Source organism: Snuella sedimenti, from assembly GCF_016428595.1.
In the GTDB taxonomy this organism is placed as follows: domain Bacteria; phylum Bacteroidota; class Bacteroidia; order Flavobacteriales; family Flavobacteriaceae; genus Snuella; species Snuella sedimenti.
The window spans coordinates 245,319-266,879 of the sequence record NZ_JAELVQ010000002.1 but is presented as its reverse complement, the minus strand read 5'-3'; the positions used below and the strand labels follow the sequence as shown (position 1 = coordinate 266,879).

Below are 21,561 nucleotides of genomic sequence, written 5' to 3'. Positions count from 1 at the left end.
AGAACCAAAACCCATATCACCCAAAGCACAACGCAGTGAAACGAAGCATATCAAATAAACGGCCTACCACCAAAAGCCTTAAAAATCAAGCAGGCAGCGAAGGGCTTGGGATGAAAATCTTGTTTGACCCCGAAGCAATGAGGGGGAGGTATTTTCATCCGTGGCGGCGAACTGCGTAGCATTTTGTAGGCTTTTAGTGTAAGCCTAGACCTTTTTGTTACTTTTTCCGGCGATGGGAAAAAGTAAAGAACTATCATCCAGAGCGCAGCACAGCGAAGCGAAGGCTCCCAAGCAAATCACAACACCAACAATAACCTCTCAGTTTTAAAATTCCAAATTCAACCTCCCAAGCAATAGATTCTTCAGTCGGCTAAAGACCTCCTTCTGGATGACAGCTCCCTTTACCTAAAACCTAATACCCAAAACCCCTATCACCCAAAGCGCAACGCAGTGAAGCGAAGCATATTAAATAAACGGCCTACCACCAAAAGCCTTAAAAATCAAGCAGGCAGCGAAGGGCTTGGGATGAAAATCTTGTTTGACCCCGAAGCAATGAGGGGGAGGTATTTTCATCCGTGGCGGCGAACTGCGTAGCAGTTTGTAGGCTTTTAGTGTAAGCCTAGACCTTTTTGTTACTTTTTCCGGCGATGGGAAAAAGTAAAGAACTATCATCCAGAGTGCAACACAGTGGAGCGAAGGATCCCAAGCAAATCACAACACCAGCAATAACCTCTCAGTTTTCAAAATTCCAAATTCAACCTCCCAAGCAATAGATGCTTGAGTCGGCTAAAGACCTCCTTCTGGATGACAGTTCCCTTTACCTAAAACCTAACACCCAAAACCCATATCACCCAAAGCACAACGCAGTGGAGCGAAGGATCTCAAGTAAGTGGCCTACCACCAAAAGCCTTAAAAATCAAGCAGGCAGCGAAGGGCTTGGGATGAAAATCTTGTTTGACCCCGAAGCAATGAGGGGGAGGTATTTTCATCCGTGGCGGCGAACTGCGTAGCATTTTGTAGGCTTTTAGTGTAAGCCTAGACCTTTTTGTTACTTTTTCCGGCGATGGGAAAAAGTAAAGAACTATCATCCAGAGCGCAGCACAGCGAAGCGAAGGATCCCAAGCAAATCACAACACTAGCAATAACCTCTCAGTTTTCAAAATTCCAAATTCAACCTCCCAAGCAATAGATGCTTCAGTCGGCTAAAGACCTCCTTCTGGATGACATCTCCCTTTACCTAAAACCTAATACCCAAAACCCCTATTACCCAAAGCGCAACGCAGTGAAGCGAAGGATCCCACTCATTCACCCCCCTGTCTTTCAAAACGGACATTGAACGAAATCGAAATGGTAGAGAGAAATATTCTGATTATCATAGCGATTCCTCCAAAGCCTGTGTTGAGCTCGTCAAAATATCAGAATGGAAAAACACTGTTCTTTGCATTATGTCACACTACGGATGTTCAAAAAAACTACCAAATCAACATATGTAAAGGCAAAAGTTCAATTTGCATTGCACCTTTGCAACATGAAATCAATCGGAATTTATACATTGGCATTTACGGGAGGGGTGTTTCTAGCTATGCAAGCCGGTTTTAACACCCAACTGGGAACCTTGGTAAAACACCCAGTTATAGCCGTTGTTTCAACCTCGATCGCAAGTACCATTTTTGGCGGACTCTTTATCCTATTTTTTAACAAGGAAGGAGTACATTTAAGCACCATACAGCAAGTACCTTGGTATTTATGGTTTATCGGTGGACTCTTTAGTATGATAGGGATCTCCCTCTATTTTTATACCATCCCAAAATTGGGGATTTCAAAAATGATAGCCCTAGGGCTTTGCGGTCAACTCCTTTTCTCACTTGTGGCCGGAAAATTTGGTTGGTTAAACCTTCCGGTTAACCCCATAAGCACAAAACAAATCATCGGTACATTTGCAATGATAACCGGCATCATATTAATCAATTCAAAATGAACAATACCCAATTAAATATTAACAACTTAACCCAACTATGGCAAGTAGCGGGACAATCCTTTAAAAGTTATTTTAAAGAGGCCTCCATTTACTATATTTATATAACCAATTCGGAATGGCCCAATCGTATTTGGACCGATGCCTCCATTTCGGAAGACATCGTACACAGCATACAATCAAAAATGGACGGGAATGCCACATTGACTTTTTCATACTTCAATGATAAAAAAACCAAAAGTCCCTTGGTAGATTACAAGTGTTTTTCCCTTAAATCCGTACAATATGGTATGAGCTTAACACTTAAGGGTAAATTTATGACACAAATACCCCTTGAATTTAAACGAGTAACAAACAAAAGCAGTGCACAGAAATGGCATAAAACATTTTACGAAGCCTTTAACTATAACATTAGTACAGAAACAATTATAAAAACTAAGAACGATATCCAATATGTTTTGGTATACCACAAAAAAGCCATAATTGGAACGGTTTTATTGTTCACTACCAATCATGTAATTGGCATACACAGTCTGGGAATACGCCCCAAGCATCGAAAAAAGGGGTATGCAAATGAAATCATGCATCAGGTTTTAAACATGGCGATAGACCAAAAGGTGTCTATAGCAACTCTCCAAGCTTCCGAAATGGCAAAAGGGATGTACGAAAAGATGGGATTTACAATTGATTTTTTAATGGAAAATTACACACAGAAATAATGGAATTTATTAAGCATCACAACTGGCGTTATGCCACCAAGAAATTTGAACCCAGCAAAAAGGTTTCTCCCGAAAACATAGCAACTATAAAAACCGCTGTACAATTGTCTGTTTCCTCATATGGATTACAATTGTATAAAGTGCTCATAATCGAGGATAAGAAAATACGGGAGCAACTCCTGCCCGCTTCGTGGCACCAAAAGCAAATAACGGAGGCCTCGCATTTGTTTGTTTTCTGTAACTATACCAATGTGAATCCCAAACAAGTAGACCAGTACATTGATTTAACAGCAAAAACACGGAACCTTCAGTTAGATGCACTTAGTGGCTATGGCGATTTTATGAAAACGAAAATTAAGGAGAAGTCTGCCGATGAACTATTTAATTGGATGAAAAACCAAACCTATATCGCGCTGGCCAATTTATTGTCCATATGCGCGGAACTAAAGATAGATACCTGCCCCATGGAAGGTTTTGAAGCTGACAAGTACAACGAGATACTCGGTTTAAACAAAAAAGGCCTTAATGCTTCGGTCGTTACCGCTATTGGATATAGAGATAAAGAAGACCATACGCAATACTTAGCTAAGGTTAGGAAACCTTTGGATTATTTATTTGAAACCTTATAAATATGGGAGCTAACATTGTAAACTACCTCGGTACAAACACACGAGGCAGTTATAGGAAATTATTTTTTGATTTCGAGGTAAGGCTCGGAGCTTTTAAAGCTCGATTATGGAGTAAAGCGGTACTTAGTACTTTTCTAAGGCCATTAACACCTCATTTTTATAGCTTCTACTAATAGGTAGGGGCGTCTCTAAAATGGTAATATGCTCATTTATAAAAGAGTTTATATGTGCAACGACTATTATATAAGACCTATGAATACGCATAAATTTACGCTTTGGCAGTTTTGCTTCAATAGCACTAATGGTTTCACGCGTTACAACCGTTTTAGTATCCAAATGGATTTTTAAGTAATCACTAAAGCTTTCAATGTATCTTATGGCATCAAAGTCTATTTTAATCATTTTTCTATCAGAACGCACAAAAATAAAATCGTTTACCTCAGCACCGATAAGTGTCTTTTTTTCAAAAAATTGCACCGTTTCAAAATAGGTGTTTACAGCTTTTAGCAAGCGATCAAAAGCAACAGGCTTTAATAAATAATCTACGGCCTTTAGCTCGAACCCTTCAACCGCATAATCCCTGTAAGCCGTTGTAAAGATTATTTTTATGTTCTTATTAATGGATTTAGCAAAGGAAATACCCGATATCTCAGGCATGTTAATATCGAGAAATACTAAATCTATAGTATGTTTCCGTAAACAATTAAAAGCATCAATGGCGTTACCGTAACTCCCTACAATAGTGATACTCGGAATTTTGGACACATGGGTCTCTATCACTTCCCTAGCAATAGCTTCGTCATCGATAATAATACACGATATGTTCTTTTCTTGCTGCAAGTATTACTTTAGTTTTAGTTTTAAAGTTACTTTAAATATACCTTTTTTATCCTCGACATCTAGAGTGTAATTGTTATCATATAATAAATCCAGACGTTTTTCTATGTTATCCAAACCAATCCCCTTTTGTGAGGTTTCTGTTATTGACGCTGTGTTCTCTATACTAAACCAAACGATTTGATTTTCACATTTTAAATCAATCTTAATCCTTAGTTCACCTTGTTTTATACTGCCATGCTTGAAACTATTCTCTACAAATGGCAATAAAAGCATCGGGGCAATTTTTAAATCTTTAGAGCTGCTATGCGTTGTAAAAGAAATATTTAAAGTGTCATGAAAGCGCATTTTTTCTAGTTCGATATAATCATTAATATGTTCTATTTCTTCACTTAACAATACAAAAGGCTTATCAATTTGGTACAGTAAATAGTCTAACAAATTGGAAAGTTTCAAAATCATTTCAGGCGTTTCATCGGCTTTCTTTAAGGCAAATCCATACAGGGTATTTAATGTGTTAAACAGAAAGTGCGGATGAATTTGCATTTTTAAATAGTTCAATTCCTGTTCCTTTAGCTTTAATTGTGTTTCCAAGATTTTTGTTTCCAGTAACTTGGTCTTTTCAGCGTGCTTTAAATTAAGTTTTAACAGCTTAAATGCGCTTACTATAATAACCACTAAATAAACAGCAACCGCTACAAATATCAAACTACGGCTAATGGGCGCCATATTAGCATATTCAAAATTAGAAAGGTAAATAAGTCCGAAAAAAACGGAAACAACAATTAGATAAGCCGAAATAACTAGCGTATAAAAGCTGTACAAACCAAAAAGGAAATAGCGTTTTTTAATAAGATAATCCGGAATAAGCTTATAGATAGATACGTAGGTCGTGGCAATGGTAATGGGCATTAAGAACAAAGAAAAAGAGAGCACATAATTAAAATCGTGACTGTTAAAGCCAAAAAAATACGTGTAAAAAAAGAGCACCGCACACCAAAAAAGCGCGTGAAGAACCAATTGCCCAACCTTATTTAAAATAATTTTTTTTAGCATGCTAAAATACCACCTTACAATAATACTATATTTTTTATGGTAATGTGGGTTTTGTAGACGAATGACCAATTTAACAAGCGTTTTAGCATTTGGTAAAAAAGGGAACTAAAAGGGTCATTCGTCGCATTTTAAATTTTAGGATCGAAATGCCATTTATGTTTGTAGTGCGTTTAATTAAAACTATAAACAAATGAAGCAATTAGTCATTCTCTTTCTTTTAACAACTTCCTTATGCTTTTCCCAACAAGAAAAATTCAAGGCCTTAGATTCATTTTTCAAAAACGTATCTGATAACAATAAAATGATGGGAACCTTGGTGATCTCTAAAAATGGACAGGTTATCTATGACAAACATGTTGGTTATGCCAATATGGTAGATAACAAGAAATACCCCATCACTAAAGAATCTAAATTTAGAATTGCCTCCATTACAAAAACCTATACAGCAACCATGGTATACCAATTGGTTGATGAGGGCAAATTAAAGCTAACAGATAGACTCTCCAACTTTTTTCCCCAGATACCTAATGCAGATAACATCACGATAGCCAATATGCTAAATCACAGTAGTGGTTTATTTGAAATTACCAAAGCCAAAGACTTTAACACCTGGCGTATAAAAGGCACTACCCGAGAGGAAATGTTAGAAAGAATACAAAAATACCCTGGAATATTTAAACCTGGCGAAAAGAGCGCATACTCCAATAGTAATTTCCTACTCTTAGGCTATATTATTGAAGAAATAGATAAGATCCCTTATGCTGAAGCACTTAAAAAAAGGATTGTAAATGCATTAAACTTAAAGAACACCTACTATGGAGGCAAAAAAAATGCAGAAAATAACGAATGTGCTTCCTTTTATTATAAAGATGGTAAGCTAATAGAATCTGAAGAAACCCATAGGAGTGTACCTGGTGGAGCTGGTGGTATTGTGGCTACACCCTATGATCTGGTCACATTTTACGAAGCCTTATTTACGGGGAAACTAATATCTAAAAAAAGCCTTGAAACCATGCTTAAAGTTAAGCATATCCCTTATGCAAGTGGGTTATTTAATGGGGAAGATGCTTATGGACACGGTGGGGGCATTGATGGTTTTATCTCTGAGGCTACTTATAAACCAGAACAGAAAATAACCATTGTAATCCTTACAAATGCTTTAAATTATTCAATAAGCGATATTGTTGAAAACGCATTTTTAGCCAGTCAGAATCAAAACTTATTGCCAGTGAAAACTGCAGTAAAAACTATTGCATTAACAGCAGCGAAAATAGCACCCTATGCTGGGGTTTATGAAGGACATATGGGCAAGGAAAAAACACCCTATACTTTTAATTTTGTTGCAGAGGGCAAGGTATTAAAAGGAGGACCTAATGCCAACATGCTTTTCCCCTTAGAAGCAGTAAAAAATAATGAATTCGTACATAACGAATTCGGAATCCACCTAAAATTTGATTTAGAAAAGCAGACTTTAATCTTTACACAGGCAGGTAAGTCACATACATTAACTAAAAAACACTAAATTTAAACATTATGACAACAATAGCACTTTTACAAAACCCAAGTCTTTTTTCCGAATTATCAAAACGATTTAACGAAGGCGGCCCTTTTTTTATGTCCCTTATTTTAATATGTCTTTTACTGGCTCTAACCTTCTTGTTTTTTGGCTTTTTTAATTTAAGAAAGCATCCGGAAAAGTCCAGGAAAATGATGGGCTTAGCATCCGACGTTAGTATTTTAGGTTTGGTCTTTGGCCTTTTAGGCTCCATTTTTGGCTTGATTGAAGCTTTTGATGCTATTTCGGCCATGAAGGATATTGGTTCAGCTAGAATAGCAGACGGACTAAAAGTAACGCTCTTAACAACACTTTTTGGTAGTTTTACCTTTATTTTGCCCAGAATAGGCATTATTGTTTTAAAAGGCCTTCACAACTAAATTATGTAAACAAAATTGATAATAATCTTTTAAACTTGTACCTGGAAATCACCAAATAAGCTCATAATTCGGTTAACAGGAATCTTAGATTGTAAACAAGGCTTGTCCAAAAATTATATTATTGCTAAAGGTTCAGAAATAACGGTTAAGAATAAAAAAACAGTAAAAAAAGTACCAAAACAAGCTATATAACGCATTACATTTGGAGTTTAAAATATAATAGGCTCCTATGTTTTAGGCAGAAACAACTTTAAAAACCAAACACTCAATTTAATAGATAAAAAATGATGGAACTACCAGTTTCAAGGTCTACACTTTCAGCAAAAGAATTAGGTGAATTTGCAAAAGACAGATATCAGTTGAATGAAAATTTCATTTGTAATTTATTTAGAACTGGAATGAATCACACTTATTTTCTTTCGGATAATGAAACAAAATATGTTTTAAGGATTTACAGTCATAATTGGCGAACAAAACCTGAAATCCTTGAAGAGATAAAACTTTTAAACCTTCTAAAGGAAAATAACCTAAGTGTCTCCTTTCCTATTCAAGATAAAACGGGTGGATTCATTCAAGAAATAAATGCGCCTGAAGGCATTAGATACGCAATACTTTTTTCCTTTGCACAAGGAGAGAAAATTAGATTTATGGATAAAGAGACTTGCTTTGCAATTGGTTCTTTAATGGCGAAAATTCATAATCTAACTTTAAATAAAACTATTGACCGAATTGCCTATAACAAAGAATCACTTTTAGAATTACCCTATGAGCATTTAAAACAATTCTTTTCAGAAAAACTGCCTGAAATGGAATTTATCAAAGAAATTAGGGAGCTCTTCCAAAACACTGATTTTGAAACTATTCCAAATGGAGTAGTTCATATGGATATTTGGTATGATAATATGGCAATAACACATGATAAAGAAATTACAATTTTCGACTTTGATTTTTGCGGGAATGGAGCACAAATTTTAGACCTTGGATATTTTTGCAAACAACTATTTCATATTGAAAGTGACAAGAAAGAATACGAATTAAAAATAAAATATTTTTTAGACGGTTATCAAAGTATTAGAGCATTGTCCAATAGTGAATTAAAATTAATTCCTAAAGCAGGCTTAGCCGTTTTTGTTTTTTATCTTGGTGTTCAAGCTCAAAGGTTTGATTGGTCGAATATCTTTTTATCAGAAAATTACCTTAAAATGTTTTATCTAGAAAGACTAAAATCCTGGATTGAATACAATAATATCGAAAAGCCCTCTGTGGCTAGCATATAGAATATATTACTGCCACCAGCTTACTTACAAAAACCCTAATGGATTTTCTATTGAGCTTATATTAGCAAAATCAGGAACGAAACCAACATAACAAACCATACACAAACCATCATCCGACACTTGAAAACAAAACAATACCATATAAACCATTAATTAAAGAATTCAACGGAAACCCCGACGCAGAGTGTCGAGGAATTCATTTTAATTAAATTAATGCATAATCTGGAGTTAACCGTGGGGAGATTAAAAAACTATTTCTAGTGCTAATAACAACAACACTTTACTTTTACCAACGCACTTGAATTATTGGATTTTGCCCTCCAATCCCATTAGGAGTAACATTTCTAACCCCATTAAAACCATTTAATTGCACTACATGGTTATCACCATCATTAAGGATAGCTCCTCCTCCAGTAGGGTTTCCTCCATTTGTAGTTAGTGTATACTGAGCACGATTATTATGGTACGCTGTAAACTGAACGATAACTTGAGTAATGTTACCTGGCACCTGTACCTCTTGTCCGCGATTTAAATTATGTTCTGGCATAGTTTTCTTTTTAAATTATTAATACTAAGTTTTTACACTTCTAAATTGAGGAATAAGCAAAAAGAAATTTGAAAAAATGTCATAAACTCCGATTATGAAGGTAATAAGAAGATAATCGTTGCCATGAAGCTGTTTAACAACCAAATGGAATAATTATTCAATAAAATACCCTAAGAACAGAAATTTAATAGTGGAATAAAATTAAAAAATTATAAGTTTGAACTAATAAATTGTTAATGCCTTCAATGAAGTTGTGCATTTTAATTGTTGTACTCTGACACTTTAGATCAAATACCCGATAACAGCCCAAAACATTTAAAATGGAAAAAGTAGATACCTTTTTAGCAAAGACCAAAAAGTGGCAAGAAGAAATGACATTACTCCGAAAGCTTTGTTTGGATTGCGGACTCACCGAAGACTTTAAATGGAAACACCCCTGTTACACCTTTCAGGGTAAGAACATTGTGCTTATTCACGGTTTCAAAGCCTATTGTGCATTACTGTTTTATAAGGGAGCGTTGTTAGCCGATACCCGTGACCTACTGGTACAACAAACCGAAAACGTCCAATCGGCACGACAACTCAGATTTACCAATAAACAGGAAATAGCCGAACTCGAAAACACCATCAAAGCCTATATTTTTGAAGCCATTGAAGTAGAAAAAGCCGGTTTGGAAGTCAAGATGAAAGACACCTCCGAATTTGATATACCAGAAGAGCTACAAATAAAATTTAATGCCGATTCGAATTTCGAAACTGCCTTCCAATCTTTAACACCCGGTCGTCAGCGGGGCTATTTACTATACTTCTCGCAGGCCAAGCAATCCAAAACCCGCACCTCGCGGATTGAGAAATACGCCCCAAAAATATTTAAAGGAAAAGGATTAAACGATACGTAAATTGCCTCGGGGCAAGCCGACAAGCTTAATTCATGAACATAAGAGAATTTACTCATAAAATAGCTGTTTGATAAACTTGAATTGTCCAAAATCGGGTAATAAAGATATTTTTATAGGAATTGTAACAGAAGATGAAGTTGTAAAAAGTGCGTTCATGAATGGATGTTCAATGTCATTTACTTTTTTAGCAATCGCGGTTTAACTGATTTAAAGAAAATATAGTATATTAAGTTAACAACTAGCAAACATCTTCTCTCAACTTTATGCCTAGTCTAATGTAGTAATTCCAAAACTGACATGACACCTCAAGAGTACAGAAAACTGAATTGGGCAAGGAAAATAAAGGAAGTCCCCATTACAATAGCAATCAAAATGATTTCACTAACTTTAACATGTTACAACACTTAATTCGGAAGATTTTCTATGAAATTTCATGCTTAGGAATTGCACCGAACCCTGACTATAATTTAGACCAACATGTTTTATTACTGGATTCACGTTATTTACATCTATATAAGCTCCAAACTATTTCTAAGCAAAGTAGATGTTGATTCTGAGATCACCAGACATCGTAGAGTAAGCATCTTAGATTGTGAAGGCTTCCGGTATATGTCCAATTCCAGATATTGCTATTACATGGACTTTATTCGATACGAATTACTTTTTAGAACAAAATTGTACGCCAACACGTTTAGCAAAGGCATGTTTGGCGTATTGGGATCTCAAAAGGTTATTTATAAAAAACCCTTAAAAAGATGGACTAAATTCAGTATTACATTATACCTAGAGGGTTGGGATGACAAGTGGGCTTACCACTGTCAGGTTTTCAGACAAAACAATAAGGTATGTGCCATCGGTTATACAAAGCTTGCCTTTGTAAAAAATAGAGAAATCCAAAATATGAAAACCATTTTGGATACTTGCGGATATAATGGCCCTGTAAAACCACCTTCAGGAATGGTGTTGGATCTATTTAAAAATGATCAGACTTTATTGAGTAATGAAGACATCTAAAATCTTAAAACAACACAAATCTTGTGCAACTAGTTTGAGTAAGTAGCCATGTCTCTTTTTAATTACAGCAACCACTAAGGGAGTCTCCCGCTTATTTACTTCTCATGGTGTTTACCATATCCCAATCGTCTGGTGTTCCGGCAATAGTATATTCGGCCGATTTGGTTACAAAATATTTAGCAACAGCATCTTTGGGATTTTTGGTAAGTACCTTATCGAATGCCGCCGATGCCTTGGGAAACTCTTTGTTCAGGAAATGCTTCATCCCCTTATCAAAATCCTTTAAGGTTTTTATTTTTAAAGCAATAGTAAGATCATCGTCACCATCAAAACACTCATAAATACCTACAACTTTATGCTTACCTTTTACTTTCACCTTACCTAAATACCTAAAATGATAAATATCCCTCTCTTTAATGGTATTTAAACAGGCTTCACTTATAATAATATTGGCACCATAATATTTAGTAACACCTTCCATACGCGAAGCCGTATTAACCGTATCGGCAATAATAGCCGTATCATTTCTATGTACATCCCCAATTATTCCCATTACCAAAGCTCCGGTATGCATTCCTACACCCACAGAAATAGGCTTAAATCCTTCTTTAATGCGCCTCTTGTTATAGACTATAATCGTTTTTTGCATAGCAATAGCGGCGTCCAGTGCATGATGTGCCTCGTTTGGGAACAAAGCCATAATACCATCTCCCAAATACTGATTTACAAAACCTTTATTTTCTTGTATTAAAGGCCCCATACGTCCCACGTAAGCATTCACAAACTTAAAATTTTGCTCTGGTGTCATAGACTCCGAAAGAGCGGTATAATCACGTACATCTGAAAACAAAACAGTTACCTCTTTTTCGATATGATCGCCTAAAACCACATCGGTAATGGCCTCTCTCCCTACAGATTTCAAAAACTCTGATGGAACAAACTTGCTGGTTGCCTTATGAATACCATTTAAGTTTAAATGTGTTTTGATTCGGCTTAACAGCTCATTCTTTGCGAAAGGCTTGGTTAGGTAATCATTAGCTCCTACATTAAACCCTGTAACCAAATCACTTACCCTGTTTTTTGCTGTTAGCAAAACAATGGGCAGCTCGCTAGTTAAATACTTTTTTCTAATATGTTCACACACTTCGTACCCAGACATATTGGGCATCATAATATCCAAAAGGATTAAATTAAAATCTTCCTGCTCCAATAACTCCAAAGCCTCTTTTCCACTACGTGCTTCTACGACACCATAACCAGCCAACGTTAAATGGTTCTCTAACACACGCCTGTTAATAGGTTCATCATCAACTATTAAAACTCTTATTTTGGCTTTATCATTTGTATTATGTTCTAACTGCTTTTCACTAGAATCGTCTTCTATATTTTGAATATTTATATAAGGCCTACCATCCTCAGAAACAACCACATCTTGTCTTGCTTTAGGGCTAATTGGCAAGGTAAATGTAAATACAGCTCCCTTCCCTACCTCAGAAGCAACTTCAATGGTTCCTCCATGTAATTCTACCAGTTGCTTAGAAACGGATAGTCCTAAACCAGTCCCCCCATAAGTTCGAACAGTCGAACTGTCTACTTGCTCAAAGGATTTAAAAATAGTTTTGAATTTACTTTTAGGAATGCCTATACCAGTATCTGAGACTGCAATAACCATCATACCATCTTTTTCTTTAGCTCTTACTTTAATTTCACCCGTTTCTGTAAACTTTATAGCATTCCCGATAAGATTATACAAAATTTGCTGAAGTCTATCTTCATCTCCTTCTACTAAAGGAGCATCTTTAGGAATGGCATTAATTAAACGCAAGTCCTTCCCTTTTGCCAAGGTTTCTGAAACTTTTAAAACCAAATTTGCTATTAAATGGATATCAACGGGCTTTAAGGACAGTACTAAGTCTTTATTCTTTAGCTTCGAAAAATCTAGGATATCGTTTACCAAATTAGACAAGCGCTTACCGCTATGAATAATCATATTTAGATTGTCAATAGCTTTTGGCGTTAATTTACCGGCAGCACCATCCTTGAGAGATTCCGACAAACCTATAATGCCATTAAGCGGTGTTCGTAATTCGTGCGAGGTATTGGCTAGAAACTGGTCTTTAAGCTGATCTATTTTTTCAAGCTTAGCTACCCGTTGTTTTTCAAATGCAGTCTTTTGCTCTGCCTCTTCTACCAACCTCTTTTTCTCCATAAGCTCTATCTTTATACGTTGCTTGTATTTATACCTATTAAACAATAAAAAGGATAATACTAAAACAACTATGGTTATGGCAATAAATATATTCCTAAAAAGGGTTTGTCTTTTTAATTTTAAATCCTTGATTTCGGCATCCTTTTCAAGCGCAACGATAGCTGCTTCCTTTTTTTCTGAATTAAATTTTTCCTGAAGTTCTTCAATTTGTCTGGACTTGGTTTTATTGAATATGCTGTCCTTAACGACAGTTAGCTTCTGATTGAAATTATAAGCTTCTTTATAATTCCCGGTTTCAGCATACAATTTTGACAAACCATCGTAAGTTCTTTGCAACTCTTCTACTGATCCCACATTTTCTGCAAGTTCCAATGCCTTGGTTAGATTATTCTTTGCTGCTTCATAATTTTTAAGCTTTAAATAATCAATACCAACCTGTGTATAAATAGCAGATAACTCTCTCTTTTGCTGTAGCCCCTCCCTTAATTCAAGCGCCTTTAGGTGTACCTCTAAAGCATCTTGGTAATCGCCCTGTAAATTATAAACTTCACCAATAGCCTCATAATCGTAAGCCATGCCCCATATACTGTTAACATCTGTATCCAGTTCAAGAGCCTTATTTAAATAGTCCAATGCTTCATCATATCGTTCCTGTAAACGATAGGTTGCACCAATATTAAAATAACAATTAGCCATATCGGCTTTAGCATCTAATTTGATAAATATCTTTAAAGCTTGATTGTAATTTTCCAGTGCTTCCTCAATTCGATTGGACTTTTTAAGGATCTCACCCAGACTGTTTAAGATGTTTGCTGCACTGTATTCGTCATTGGCATCCTCATAGACTTTAAGGATACGATAATAAATCTCTAAACTTTTTTCGTACTGGCCTCGGTAGTCATAAATAATTGCTTTTTGGTACGCTCCATTAGCTACCTGAATCGGATCGTTATGAGCATCCGAAAACTTCATATAAGCATCAAAATGCTCTAATGCCTCTTCATAATTACCTTTTTGTCGCTCTAAAACACCATATTGGTACCTTGCCAGTAGCTCTCCCCATTCAATATTTGCCTGACGGCTTAGATTGTAAATGCTATCAATATAAATCTCGGCCATAGAAACATTGGACCTATTGTTTAAGTACTCCCAAGAAATATTTTTTAGGATCCGTATCCTTAAGGAATCAGAATCTGCTTTTCGTAATGCTTGCTGTAAACTATCAATCGTTGGAGTTTGTCCATACAGGAAAGGAAAACTAAAATACATTAAAAACAATATACAAAGCCTGTATTTCACGTTTATTTAAGGTTTGGTTGGAACTATAATGTTATAAAGTTAACAGTTAAAGCTTAAGTTTAAAAATTATTCGCTTTCAAAACCCTGATATGACCTAATTTATAAGAATGTTTAAGCTTTGTAGAACAAAAAACCTCTATCCTCGATTATTGGTGCAACACCTTATAAAGCCTTAAAAAACTCAGAAATATTTTACATAAAGAAGTATCTTTGAAAGTAAATTTAATACAATAAAGCATATTCCTTGAGCAGTCATGATCAATAATCATATCCCAATAATATTTGAAACGAAAAGACTCTTTATTCGTCCATTGAAATTAGATGATAAGGAGGCATTTTACGACATGATGAGCAATCCAAATGTTATGAATCCGATTCCAAGAGATACGATGGATAGAAAAACTTGTAATGCTCATTTTCAAAAATATTTAAAATCAGAAGGTAATTCAGAAACAAAGGTTTGGGCTGTAGACTCCAAAGACGGAATTCCTTTTCTGGGTATCGCTGCGTATCTAAAAAATGATAAAAATGAAGATGAAATTGGATATAGGTTAAGGGAACAATTTTGGGGTAATGGATTCGGAACCGAAATAGCAAAGGGTTTGATCGATTACGGATTCGGCACTCTCAATTTAGAAATTATTACGGCCAATGTTAATACGAACAATGGAAAATCTGTCAAAATTTTAGACAAGTTCTTTAATCGTGATATTGAATTTTTTAACGTAAATGACAATTGCATAGATAGAAGGTACAAGATTAGCCGTATTGAATGGTTATAATATAACCCCGTATTTTAGCACATTACACCCAATATTTTTTAATCTCTTTAACGTAACGATTAACCTTTATGGCAATAAAGAAAGTAGCAATATGAAAAAAAACAAACACATCGAAAGAGATGGGAAAACAACCGCAAAACTATTTGACAACAGAAGCTTAAAAGTAGATTATAGAACTCTTGAACCTTTACTTAAAAAAGACATGATAGTGTTAGATGTGGGATGTGGGACCGGCTCGATTTCAAAAGATATAGCAAATTTTATTGGCATTTCTGGGAAAGTTGTTGGAATAGATAATACGGAAACTTTTATTAAAATAGGAACAAAAACATTTAATAAAATAGAAAATTTAAAACTTATACACTCCGACCTGTTTAATTTTGAAACCGACGAAAAATTTGATTTGATTGTCTCTGCGAGGACTTTCCAATGGTTAAGCAATCCAAAAGAAGCTTTATTAAAAATGAAATCTTTACTAAAACCCAACGGAAAAATTTCCATACTTGATTACAATCATCATAATTTGGAGTGGAATCCAATACCTCCGAAAAGTATGAGAGAGTTTTACAAAATATTTTTAAAATGGAGAAATGATGCTGGAATGAATAATAACATAACAGAAGATTTACCATATCTTATGAAAGAAATTGGATTAAATGAAATCGAAAAATTAAATGCAGACGAACATTATGAAAAACATAGAATCGATTTTAAATCGAAAGTTGGTATTTGGTCTAAAGTTGCAAGTTCAACTCAAATGGTGGAAGAAGGTTATTTAAATAACGATTTAAGGTTAAAAGCCATTGAAGAATATAATGAATGGTTAGATAGCAAAGCTATTTCGATGACAATGAAATTGAACGAAGTTCGAGGAAAAAACGCTTCCTATTAGCAAAACCATGAATTAACACCTAAAAAGCATTAAAACCTTAAAATCTATCTCCCCCTGAATGAACCAAAACTTAGAAAACAAATTAATTAAAACTATTGAAGAGGATGTGTGGATGATCGATATTCTAAAGACCGTTAGAATTATAAAACTAAAAGATTGTTGGGCAGGCACTTATTTTGTCAAGAAACAGCCGCATCCATTGTAGTAAGATTAAATCCTGAAAATAATATTGAATACATTGCGCGCTATGGTCTGAAAGATTTGTTCAACCTCAAGGTCGTTCCCACTCCCGGATTCGACCTGCACATCTACAAAGAACGGATTACAACAAAGCTCTAGAAAACCATATGGCTCAAATTGGAAATAAAGGTCTGCAAAGTAAAGGGTTAAGAGAATAACATAGTGCTTATAAAAACACCTGCTCTACTTACCCTATTATTACATTTCTTCATTATTTAATGTGTAGAATGTTTCATCACCAAAAACGGAATATCCACTTTAAAAGCAAAGGCTTCAACGGTATGAGTGGTAAACAGGCGTTCTAAAAAGGAATGTTTTTTATCTACCATGGCTAGTAAACTTACTGCATTAGTGACCATAAAATCATGGATAATATTATACATATCCCGCTCTCCAATAGTCAGTTCACTATAAGTTACATTGCTAAAATGTTCTTCAAAAAAGTTAGTACATTGCTGCCTATCGCTATTGGTGTTCTTATCATTAATTACCTGTAGCACGTCTAACGTAGATTGATGGCGTAACATAAAGTTACTCAACGGTGTAAAATCTTTGACTCTATACTTCATAGGCGCATCTGCAATAAAAGCAATGCGTTCAAAACCATTAAACTTACAACCATTGGGAATTGCTAAAACAGGTACTTTACACCGTTGTATTACCCTAACGGTATTGCTCCCAAAAATTACTTTTTCCAACCCAGAAGCACCTTTGGTTCCCATAACAATTAAATCAATATCATATTTATCCGAAATTTGATTAATTGAATCTATAAAATTATCGTAGTCTACAATAGAATGGAAACTGTGCTTCTTATTATTATAACGCTTTTTTACTTTTGAGATAATATTGGCTATAGATTTCTTTGCTGCATCTACTATCGTATTATAAATAGTCGCCGACGATGAGACTACCAACATATCGTCCGTTATAAACGAAGACGCCTTTTGAACATTAAGAACATAAAAATTACACACTTCATTTTCAAACAGCTCCATGGCGTAATAAATGGCATTTAATGAATTCTTAGAAAAATCTGTAGGTAACAATATCGTTTTCATCTCTTTATAAAATAGATTTACCAGTAAATATAGCACGGTGTCACTTTCAAAACTATGATAAATGTCAGTAGCACTTATGTATTTTATGTTGTAAAAAAAAATTAGCATAATAGTATTAAGCATTGTATTTTCGGCACAAAAAATGATATCTATACGCATTATAGCTTAAAACAAATCTTTTATGAAATACATTTTCTTACTTGTAGTTGCTTGTTTTTCTTTGTCTTTAAAGGCGCAAAACGATGCCATAGCACCCGGAGAAAAACTCATCTATACAGCTGCCTACAATATGTCTGGAATACTTACAAATTTAGCAGAAGTTACCATGGAGACCAGCGAACTAAAAACATCGAAAGCAACTTTATTACGACTTAAATGTACTGCTGTAACGTATAGTAAATGGGATAACTTTTTTAAAATAAGGGATCTTTACGAAAGTTATGTAAACCCTAATACACTTACACCATACCTGTATAAAAGAGATATTAATGAAGGAAGTTATTACAAGGCAATGAAATACACTTTTAGCCATAAGACCAACACCGTTAAATCTGTTCAAACCAAAAAAAATAAAGTAGATGAAAATAAAACGGTTTCAATAAATACAGGTACAAAAGATATTGTATCTACACTTTATAACATTAGACTTTTAGATTATGACGGTATGGACATAGGCGAACGTAAAACATTCACCATCATCTTTGACAGAAAAGAGATGAAAGGCCAAATCACCTATCTAGGTAACGAGGTTATTGATACTGCTATTGGAGAAAAAGAATGCTATAAATTAGCTATAGGATCTGATCAAACTGACGTTTTACAAGGTAAAAACAATAATTTTTTATGGCTTACTGCCGATGGTAATAAAATCCCTGTTTACGGTAAGTTCAAAATTCCAGTAGGCAATGGCGAATTAAAGATTAAATCGGCAACAGGTCTATTAAACTAAAAACATATAATAATTTAAACGTATGAAATGCCCATTAACATAAAGTTATAAACCCAACCGAAATCGAAGATTCACGAACTCCTATTTTCAAAATAAGAACACGTGAGTATATGATAATTAGGCATCGCATCTGACCACTAAAAAACAATAAATATTAACAGATGAAACGAGCATTAAGAAATTTTAAAAATTACTTCACAAAAGGAAATGTTTAAAATTTTTAATGAGAGAACGAGTGTAAGGAGTGGTTGCACACGTTCTTAATTTTATAATTACAATAAAATCAATTAATTACTAAAATTTAAACGTGTGAAAAAAATAACGACTATTTTGGCTATCATTGCGTCCTTTCTGGCCATTATTCTATCCGTATTGCCCGTTTCTAACTTGGCAATTTTCCCTGCTATTGCTGCACTAGCATTTGGACTAGTAGCCTTCTATTTATCTAAAAAAAGTGGTCATGTTAAAAAAATTATTCAATTCACATTTCTTTTAACCATCATTGCTATCTCCATTTCAATATATAAGGCAATGTTTACTACAATAGAAGTAGCCGAAACCAAAGCTCTAGAAGCAAAAGAAAGCCAATCTAAAGAAGAGGCACTTAAGGACTTAGAAGAAATAGACATGGATGAACTTGAAATAGGCGAATAACTTTACTACTTGTTCTTACTATTGTGTTATTTTTTTTACATATCTTTGACCTGCTATTTTGATGAAACAGACACATTGAGTTTTCCTGCCCCAGAGAATGATTGATTGTACGTTTCATGTGACATGAATTAAATTTAACACACATGAAAACCTTTTGCATCCTCTCGGCATTTGCGTTAATTGGCACATGTGCCACAACTAGATACACCACAAAAATTAATAACCTTAAGAACAGTATTCAATTAGTCGATTCGACACAGGTTATAAGATATGCTAACACCATTACTTCCGAAGAATTAAAAGAACACCTTTATACCTTTTCTTCTGATGAATTTGAAGGACGTGAAGTAGGTGAAAAAGGGCAAAAACTGGCAGCTAATTTTATACGCTCCTATTACAAAAGCGAACATATAAAATCACCTCCAGGAGTTTCTGACTATTATCAAATTATCCCTAAAAGCTTCTTTTCCCATGATATTAATGCCTCCGAAAATGTCCTGGCTTTTATTGAAGGTACAGAAAAACCAGAAGAGGTTATTATTTTATCGGCCCATTTAGACCATCTTGGTGTATCTGATAGTGGACAAGTAAATAACGGTGCTGATGATGACGGTTCTGGAACGGTAGCACTAATGGAAATGGCCCAAGCGTTTAAACAAGCTAAAAAAGATGGCCATGGTCCAAAACGAAGCATTTTATTTCTTCACCTAACTGCCGAAGAAATTGGAAAAAGAGGATCTGCCTATTATACGCAACATCCCGTTTTCCCACTAGAAAATACGGTAACCAATCTTAATATTGATATGATTGGAAGGGTGGACGACCTGCATCAAGATAATAAAGATTATATCTATTTAATAGGTGCCGACAGACTAAGTAAAGAACTTCATTATATTTCTGAAAAAGTTAATAATAGCTATTTTAAAATAAACCTGGATTATAGGTATAATGCTATTGATGAAAAAAACCATTATTATTCACGTTCTGACCACTACAACTTTGCCAGACAAAACATACCGGTTATCTTTTATTTTAATGGCGAACACGACGACTACCACGAAGTAACAGACACACCCGATAAAATTGATTATTCCTTATTAGAAAGGCGTACCAAACTAATTTTTGCAACCGCATGGCAACTGGCAAACCAAGAACATAGGGTGGTTATCGACGAAATCAACGATCTGTTAAAATAAGCTTAACATACCTTTACAATAAAATCATTTTTGTAATATCGCACTCTAAAGGTTATAATATTGTGGCATAATTGGTAAGATTATGCAATATTCACAAGTATTGACCTTATTTAAATAATACATGCACATGAAAAAACTATTATTTCTTTTTTGCGCAGCATTTATAATCATTGCTTGCGGAACGTCACAAAGTAAAAGCAACGGAACCGCCACTGTTGACCCGTCCGATTATGCTAAAAGTATTACAGCAGACGAGCTAAAAACAATGTTGTACACGTATGCTTCTGATGATTTTGAAGGCAGAAAAACTGGTGAACCCGGTCAAAAAAAGGCAATCAATTTTATTAAAGAGCATTATGTAAATACAGGAATTCAATCACCTATTGCCGAAGGTGATTATTTCCAGGAAATACCAGCCTCCTATTTTAACGGTAAAGCCAAAGCTTCAGAAAATGTGCTGGCCTATATTAAAGGTTCAGAGAAACCCAATGAAATTATTGTTATTTCTGCCCATCTGGATCATATTGGCATATCCGGAAATGGAGACATTAATAATGGTGCAGATGATGACGGATCTGGCACAGTAGCTATTTTAGAGATAGCCGAAGCATTTCAAAAAGCAGTCGAAAAGGGTCATGGCCCTAAACGCTCTATTTTGTTTTTACATGTTACCGGTGAAGAAATTGGTTTGTTTGGATCACGTTACTATACAGACGTAGATCCTGTATTTCCATTAGCCAATACAGTGGCAAATCTTAATATTGATATGATTGGAAGAGTTGATAAAAAGCATGAAAACAATGAAAACTACCTATACCTTATAGGTTCGGATAAGTTAAGTACCGAACTACACAACATTTCGGAAGCAGTTAATAAAAAGTATATTAACATGACGTTTGACTATACCTATAATTCAGACAACGATCCTAACCGCTTTTATTACCGATCTGATCATTATAATTTTGCTAAAAACAATATTCCTGTGATTTTCTACTTTAATGGTACTCACGATGATTATCACAGACCATCAGACACACCAGACAAAATACATTACGACCTTTTAGAAACCAGATCCCGTTTAATTTTCTATACCGCTTGGGAATTGGCTAACAGAGAAGAACGTATAGTAGTAGATAAAAATTAAGGATAAAATAATACATTTCACTTTGAACTCATCTTGACTTTTTCCAATTGGTTAAAAAAGTCAAGATGAGTTCTTTCTAAGAAATCTTGGATCCTTAGTGACACCTTAAAACAAAAACAAATGAACTACCCCGAGCCAGAGCCATCGAGGTATCAAAATAATGTTCAAGTTTAAAATTATTATTCTACTTTTAAGTAGTTCGGCTTTAAGGGGTGCTTACAAAATACAGTAAAAAAATTTAGATTTT

21 protein-coding genes are annotated in these 21,561 nt (G+C 34.8%); 16 read left to right on the top strand and 5 right to left on the bottom strand.

Annotated elements, in window-relative coordinates:
- Window positions 1-1,528: 1,528 nt before the first annotated feature.
- The 3 genes from JF259_RS02935 to JF259_RS02925 are packed head-to-tail and all read left to right on the top strand — an operon-like array spanning window position 1,529 to window position 3,323.
- A complete protein-coding gene (locus JF259_RS02935; protein WP_199113150.1) occupies window positions 1,529-1,978 on the top strand; it encodes a DMT family transporter in 450 nt (149 codons plus the stop codon).
- Window positions 1,975-2,694, top strand: a complete 720-nt coding sequence (locus JF259_RS02930; protein WP_199113148.1) for a GNAT family N-acetyltransferase — start codon at window positions 1,975-1,977, stop codon at window positions 2,692-2,694. The genes JF259_RS02935 and JF259_RS02930 overlap by 4 nt, the downstream gene beginning before the upstream one ends.
- Window positions 2,694-3,323, top strand: a complete 630-nt coding sequence (locus JF259_RS02925; protein ID WP_199113146.1) for an NAD(P)H-dependent oxidoreductase — start codon at window positions 2,694-2,696, stop codon at window positions 3,321-3,323. Before JF259_RS02930 ends, JF259_RS02925 begins: the two co-directional genes overlap by 1 nt.
- Window positions 3,324-3,446: 123 nt before the next feature.
- On the opposite strand, the gene JF259_RS02920 is transcribed toward JF259_RS02925, so the two are convergent.
- On the bottom strand, window positions 3,447-4,163 hold the full coding sequence (locus JF259_RS02920) for a LytR/AlgR family response regulator transcription factor (protein WP_199113144.1): 717 nt from the start codon (window positions 4,161-4,163) through the stop codon (window positions 3,447-3,449).
- Window positions 4,164-4,166: 3 nt separating this feature from the next.
- Window positions 4,167-5,072 carry a sensor histidine kinase gene (locus JF259_RS02915; RefSeq protein ID WP_233164067.1) on the bottom strand — a complete coding sequence of 302 codons (906 nt, stop codon included), beginning with the start codon at window positions 5,070-5,072 and terminating at the stop codon, window positions 4,167-4,169.
- Window positions 5,073-5,406: 334 nt separating this feature from the next.
- Between JF259_RS02915 and JF259_RS02910 the strand changes: the two genes are divergently transcribed.
- The 3 genes from JF259_RS02910 (at window position 5,407) to JF259_RS02900 (ending at window position 8,428) form a co-directional block, all read left to right on the top strand.
- Window positions 5,407-6,738, top strand: coding sequence for a serine hydrolase domain-containing protein (locus JF259_RS02910; RefSeq protein ID WP_199113140.1), 1,332 nt, complete (start codon window positions 5,407-5,409; stop codon window positions 6,736-6,738).
- A gap of 11 nt (window positions 6,739-6,749) precedes the next feature.
- Entirely contained in the window at window positions 6,750-7,151 is a 402-nt protein-coding gene (locus JF259_RS02905) for a MotA/TolQ/ExbB proton channel family protein (RefSeq protein WP_199113138.1), read from the top strand.
- A gap of 284 nt (window positions 7,152-7,435) precedes the next feature.
- The gene (locus JF259_RS02900; protein ID WP_199113129.1) at window positions 7,436-8,428 is read left to right on the top strand and encodes a phosphotransferase; all 993 of its coding nucleotides are present in this window, start codon (window positions 7,436-7,438) and stop codon (window positions 8,426-8,428) included.
- A gap of 286 nt (window positions 8,429-8,714) precedes the next feature.
- On the opposite strand, the gene JF259_RS02895 is transcribed toward JF259_RS02900, so the two are convergent.
- Window positions 8,715-8,975, bottom strand: coding sequence for a hypothetical protein (locus tag JF259_RS02895; protein ID WP_199113122.1), 261 nt, complete (start codon window positions 8,973-8,975; stop codon window positions 8,715-8,717).
- A 320-nt stretch (window positions 8,976-9,295) separates the two neighbouring features.
- Between JF259_RS02895 and JF259_RS02890 the strand changes: the two genes are divergently transcribed.
- Entirely contained in the window at window positions 9,296-9,874 is a 579-nt protein-coding gene (locus JF259_RS02890) for a YdeI/OmpD-associated family protein (protein WP_199113120.1), read from the top strand.
- A gap of 477 nt (window positions 9,875-10,351) precedes the next feature.
- Window positions 10,352-10,888, top strand: a complete 537-nt coding sequence (locus tag JF259_RS02885; protein WP_199113118.1) for an acyl-CoA thioesterase — start codon at window positions 10,352-10,354, stop codon at window positions 10,886-10,888.
- A gap of 91 nt (window positions 10,889-10,979) precedes the next feature.
- On the opposite strand, the gene JF259_RS02880 is transcribed toward JF259_RS02885, so the two are convergent.
- The gene (locus JF259_RS02880; protein ID WP_199113116.1) at window positions 10,980-14,396 is read right to left on the bottom strand and encodes a tetratricopeptide repeat protein; all 3,417 of its coding nucleotides are present in this window, start codon (window positions 14,394-14,396) and stop codon (window positions 10,980-10,982) included.
- Between the two features lie 254 nt (window positions 14,397-14,650).
- On the opposite strand from JF259_RS02880, the gene JF259_RS02875 reads away from it, so the two are divergent.
- The 4 genes from JF259_RS02875 (at window position 14,651) to JF259_RS17785 (ending at window position 16,409) form a co-directional block, all read left to right on the top strand.
- Window positions 14,651-15,178, top strand: coding sequence for a GNAT family N-acetyltransferase (locus JF259_RS02875; protein WP_262894861.1), 528 nt, complete (start codon window positions 14,651-14,653; stop codon window positions 15,176-15,178).
- A 91-nt stretch (window positions 15,179-15,269) separates the two neighbouring features.
- Complete coding sequence (locus JF259_RS02870) at window positions 15,270-16,070, top strand: class I SAM-dependent methyltransferase (protein ID WP_199113112.1); 801 nt, start codon at window positions 15,270-15,272, stop codon at window positions 16,068-16,070.
- A gap of 58 nt (window positions 16,071-16,128) precedes the next feature.
- The gene (locus JF259_RS02865) at window positions 16,129-16,275 is read left to right on the top strand and encodes a hypothetical protein (protein ID WP_199113440.1); all 147 of its coding nucleotides are present in this window, start codon (window positions 16,129-16,131) and stop codon (window positions 16,273-16,275) included.
- Window positions 16,227-16,409 carry a nucleotidyltransferase family protein gene (locus tag JF259_RS17785; protein WP_394370573.1) on the top strand — a complete coding sequence of 61 codons (183 nt, stop codon included), beginning with the start codon at window positions 16,227-16,229 and terminating at the stop codon, window positions 16,407-16,409. The genes JF259_RS02865 and JF259_RS17785 overlap by 49 nt, the downstream gene beginning before the upstream one ends.
- A 116-nt stretch (window positions 16,410-16,525) precedes the next feature.
- Here JF259_RS17785 and JF259_RS02855 read toward each other — a convergent pair whose 3' ends face one another.
- Window positions 16,526-17,371 (bottom strand): universal stress protein, encoded by an 846-nt coding sequence (locus JF259_RS02855; protein WP_199113108.1) that lies wholly within the window; start codon window positions 17,369-17,371, stop codon window positions 16,526-16,528.
- 181 nt (window positions 17,372-17,552) lie between these two features.
- Here JF259_RS02855 and JF259_RS02850 point away from each other — a divergent pair, with 181 nt between their 5' ends.
- The 4 genes from JF259_RS02850 (at window position 17,553) to JF259_RS02835 (ending at window position 21,314) form a co-directional block, all read left to right on the top strand.
- Entirely contained in the window at window positions 17,553-18,320 is a 768-nt protein-coding gene (locus JF259_RS02850) for a DUF3108 domain-containing protein (protein ID WP_199113106.1), read from the top strand.
- Window positions 18,321-18,629: 309 nt separating this feature from the next.
- Window positions 18,630-18,974 carry an FUSC family protein gene (locus tag JF259_RS02845; RefSeq protein WP_199113104.1) on the top strand — a complete coding sequence of 115 codons (345 nt, stop codon included), beginning with the start codon at window positions 18,630-18,632 and terminating at the stop codon, window positions 18,972-18,974.
- 143 nt (window positions 18,975-19,117) lie between these two features.
- Window positions 19,118-20,170 carry a M28 family metallopeptidase gene (locus JF259_RS02840; RefSeq protein ID WP_199113102.1) on the top strand — a complete coding sequence of 351 codons (1,053 nt, stop codon included), beginning with the start codon at window positions 19,118-19,120 and terminating at the stop codon, window positions 20,168-20,170.
- 127 nt (window positions 20,171-20,297) lie between these two features.
- On the top strand, window positions 20,298-21,314 hold the full coding sequence (locus tag JF259_RS02835) for a M28 family metallopeptidase (RefSeq protein WP_199113100.1): 1,017 nt from the start codon (window positions 20,298-20,300) through the stop codon (window positions 21,312-21,314).
- Window positions 21,315-21,561 lie beyond the last annotated feature (247 nt).